The organism is Cellulosimicrobium cellulans (assembly GCF_001722485.1).
In the GTDB taxonomy this organism is placed as follows: domain Bacteria; phylum Actinomycetota; class Actinomycetes; order Actinomycetales; family Cellulomonadaceae; genus Cellulosimicrobium; species Cellulosimicrobium cellulans_A.
The window spans coordinates 1-3,413 of record NZ_LWGL01000239.1 but is presented as its reverse complement, the minus strand read 5'-3'; the positions used below and the strand labels follow the sequence as shown (position 1 = coordinate 3,413).

The 3,413-nt window shown below is 77.3% G+C and carries 3 protein-coding genes and 2 pseudogenes; 2 read left to right on the top strand and 3 right to left on the bottom strand.

The features are described 5' to 3' along the window. The 3 genes from JZ5iCDA_RS16325 to JZ5iCDA_RS16315 all read right to left on the bottom strand — a co-directional run. Positions 1 to 467 (bottom strand): AMP-binding protein (locus JZ5iCDA_RS16325; protein ID WP_139123179.1); only part of this gene is annotated, 467 nt, incomplete at its 3' end. Positions 468 to 531: 64 nt separating this feature from the next. Beyond that, positions 532 to 804, bottom strand: a complete 273-nt coding sequence (locus JZ5iCDA_RS16320) for a hypothetical protein (RefSeq protein ID WP_366246684.1) — start codon at positions 802 to 804, stop codon at positions 532 to 534. After that, positions 801 to 1,418 (bottom strand): class I SAM-dependent methyltransferase, encoded by a 618-nt coding sequence (locus JZ5iCDA_RS16315; RefSeq protein ID WP_069388090.1) that lies wholly within the window; start codon positions 1,416 to 1,418, stop codon positions 801 to 803. Before JZ5iCDA_RS16315 ends, JZ5iCDA_RS16320 begins: the two co-directional genes overlap by 4 nt. A gap of 53 nt (positions 1,419 to 1,471) precedes the next feature. Between JZ5iCDA_RS16315 and JZ5iCDA_RS19810 the strand changes: the two are divergent. Beyond that, positions 1,472 to 2,212 (top strand): annotated as a pseudogene (locus tag JZ5iCDA_RS19810) (FGGY family carbohydrate kinase); the annotation flags it as partial. 231 nt (positions 2,213 to 2,443) lie between these two features. Next, positions 2,444 to 3,361, top strand: a pseudogene (locus JZ5iCDA_RS19805) (M20/M25/M40 family metallo-hydrolase); the annotation flags it as partial. Positions 3,362 to 3,413: the final 52 nt, after the last annotated feature.

Sequence of the window (3,413 nt, the reverse complement as noted above, 5' to 3'; positions counted from 1 at the left end):
ATGTCGACCGCGACGACGGTGCGCAGCGCGGGCGCGGCGCCGCCGCGCGACGCGACGACGGCGGGCACGGCCTTGGTCCACACGAGCGCGACGCTCGCGCCGGAGTCGGCGAGCTGGTGCGCGAGCTCGTCGGCCGAGTAGGTCGGGTTGTGCTCGACGACGACCGCGCCGAGGCGCAGCACCGCGTAGAACGCGACGACGTGCGCCGTGCTGTTCGGCAGCACGACGGCGACGCGGTCGCCGCGGCGCACGCCGAGGTCGTGCAGGGCGCCCGCGGCGCGCTCGACCTCGGCCGCGAGGCGCGCGTACGTCGTGGTCGCGCCGAAGAAGTCGACGGCGACGCGCGCGGGCCACCGGCCGGCCGCCGCGGTGAGGGTCGCGGTGACGGGCTCGTCGGGGACCTCCACGTCGGCCGGGACGCCCGGCGCGTAGCGGGAGGTCCAGGGTTTCGACGCCAGCGTGTTCACGACGCCACCGTAACCTACGGTTGCGTAGGTTTCGCGTCGTCGGTGTGGTGCAGGCCGGAAGGGCTCAGGCGGGGTACCAGCGTGCGCCCCAGCGCCGCGTCACGCGCCGGTCCGACGTCGCGGCGTGGGCCCGGACGCCGTCCTCCACCGCGCGCGCCACGGCGTGCGCCGCCTCGTCGCCGTCCGCGAGGAACCGCACGGTGACGCGCGCCTGCCCGCGCACCACGCCGACGTCGTACGCCTCGACCGTGGTCAGCCCGCGGGCCGCGTCGACCGCGCCGGGCAGGACCGCCTCGGGGTCGGCGCCGGGGTGCAGCAGACCGACCCCCAGCGTCACGCGGTACGACGGCACAGCACGGCGACGAGGAAGTCGGACGTCGGCTCGTAGGGACGCAGGTCCCACGTCGAGAGCGCGACGTCGACGCGCAGGCCTGCCGCGTCCACGTCGGCGAAGAACGCGTCCGCCGCGTACCCACGGCCCGCCCCGAAGCCCACGACGGCGCGCCCGCCCGGCGCGAGGTGGACCGCGAAACGCCGCAGGACCTCGACCTCCGTGCCCGGGGCGAGGAACGTCATGACGTTGCCCGCGCACACGATCGCGTCGAACGGCTCGGCGACGCCCTCCGCGGGCAGGTCGAGCTCGGCGAGGTCCCCGACGCGCCAGTCCGGCCCCGGGTGGTCCGCGCGCGCCGCCTCGACGAGCACCGGGTCCACGTCCACGCCGACGACCGTGTGCCCGCGCGCCGCGAGCTCCGCCCCGACGCGGCCCGGACCGCAGCCGGCGTCGAGCACGCGCGAGCCGCGCGGCAGCATCGCGTCGACGAGACGCGCCTCGCCCGCGAGGTCGGCGCCCTCGGCCGCCATGCGGCGGAAGCGCTCGACGTACCAGGTGGAGTGCGACGGGTCGGCGGCGACCTTCTGCTCCCAGCGGGAGGGGCGGGCGGTGCTCATGGTCCCCGAGGCTACCCGCGCCGTGGGCGCCGGAGCGGTGGGAGAGTCGGGGCGTGACGTACCTCGGCATCGACCTCGGCACGAGCGGGCTCAAGCTCGTGCTCCTCGCCCCCGACGGCACGGTGACGGCGGAGGCCGAGGCGGCCTACGACGTCGAGCACCCGCGGCTCGGCTGGTCGCAGGCCGACCCCGTCGCCTGGACCACGGCGCTCGACGCGGCGCTCGCGGACCTCGCGACGGCGGCACGTGCGGTGAGCAGTGACGTCGCGGTGCGCGCCGTCGGGCTGGGCGGGCAGATGCATGCCGCCGCGCTCGTCGACGAGGCGGGGGCCGCCGTCGCGCCCGCGGTGCTGTGGACGGACTCGCGCGCGACCGACCTGCTCGACCGGTGGCGCGCCCTGCCCGACGCCGTCCGCGCGCCGCTCGCCAACCCGCTCGTCCCCGGGATGACCGGCCCCGTGCTCGACTGGATCGCGGCGCACGAGCCCGCGACCCTCGACAGCGCGGCGCACGTGCTGCTGCCCAAGGACGTCGTGCGCGCGTGGCTGCTGGCAGACGGTGAGCACGCGCTCCCGGTCGCGACGACCGACCGGTCCGACGCCGCGGGCACGCTGCTGTGGGACGTGACGCGGGACGCGTGGGCGGAGGACGTCGTCGAACGGCTCGGGCTCCCCGGCCGTCTGCTGCCCGGCGTCGCACCGTCGGACGCCGTCGCCGGGACGACGGCCCGGCTCGCGCGGTGGTTCCCCGCGTCGGGCGCCGCGGTCCCGGTGGTCGTCGGGGGCGGGGACACGCCCGTCGCGCGGCTCGCCGTCGGGTCTCCCGCGCGGCACGTCAACCTCGGGACGGGCGCGCAGGTCGTCGCGGCGCTGGACCGGCCGGAGCCGGTGCTCGACCCGGTCGTGCACACGTTCGCCGACTCCGGCAGCGGCCCGGGCGCCGGCTGGTACCGCCTGGCCGCGGTGCAGAACGCGGGCCTCGCCCTCGACTGGGCGCTGCGGGTGCTCGGCCTCGGCTGGGAGGACGGCCTCGCCCTCGCGCGGACCGCACCCGACCGCGCGGGCGGGGTCACGTTCCTGCCGTTCCTCACGCAGCACCGCGACCTCCTCGCGGCGGACGTCATCGTCGTCGCCGACTCCTCGAACTGGAAGGTCGGCGTGCCGGCGCTCACGACGTCGCTGCGCGGCCTCGTGGACTGCGAGGTCGAGGTGGCCGCGCTGGGGCACGCCGTCCACTCCGGCATGTACGGCGGCCCCGTGCTCGACGCGGTGACGCTGCTGGCCCGCCTGATCGCCACGCTCCACGACGACGCGGGCAACGTCGCGGTCGACGGCCTCGTCGTCGCCGACGAGCCGCAGGTCGACTACGCCGAGGCGGACTTCCGGGCTGACTCCTCCGTGCTCGACGGCACGGCGCTCGCGGGCGAGGGGTCGATCGCCGGCCGCCTGTGGACCAAGCCGGCGATCGCGGTCATCGGCCTCGACGCGCCGAGCGTCGCGCACGCGTCCAACACGCTCACCCCGGCCGCGACCGCGAAGCTCTCGGTCCGGCTCGCGCCCGGCCAGGACCCTGCCGCCGCGATGGCCGCGCTGCGCACGCACCTCGAGTCGCACGCGCCGTTCGGCGCGCGCGTGACCGTGCGCGAGGGCGAGCAGGGCAAGCCGTTCCTCGCCCCCGCGGACTCCACGGCGATGCAGGCGGCGCGCTGGGCGTTCGCGACGTCCTGGGGCACCGACCCCGTGGACATCGGCGTGGGCGGGTCGATCCCGTTCATCGCCGACCTGCTCGAGGTCTTCCCCGACGCGGCGATCCTCGTGACCGGCGTCGAGGACCCCGACTCGCGCGCGCACGGCGCGAACGAGTCGGTGCACCTCGGCGAGCTCGAGAAGGTCGTGCTCGCGGAGGCGCTGCTGCTCAGCCGCCTCGGCGCCGCCGGGCGCTGACGGCCCCGCCTGCCGACGGCGCGCGGGCGCCGCGCGGACCGCGCGTGGTCTG

What these genes read in the sequence shown, in the direction of transcription:
- JZ5iCDA_RS16315 (WP_069388090.1), bottom strand. Translation starts at nt 1,418, where the DNA reads ATGAGCACCGCCCGCCCCTCCCGCTGGGAGCAGAAGGTCGCCGCCGAC.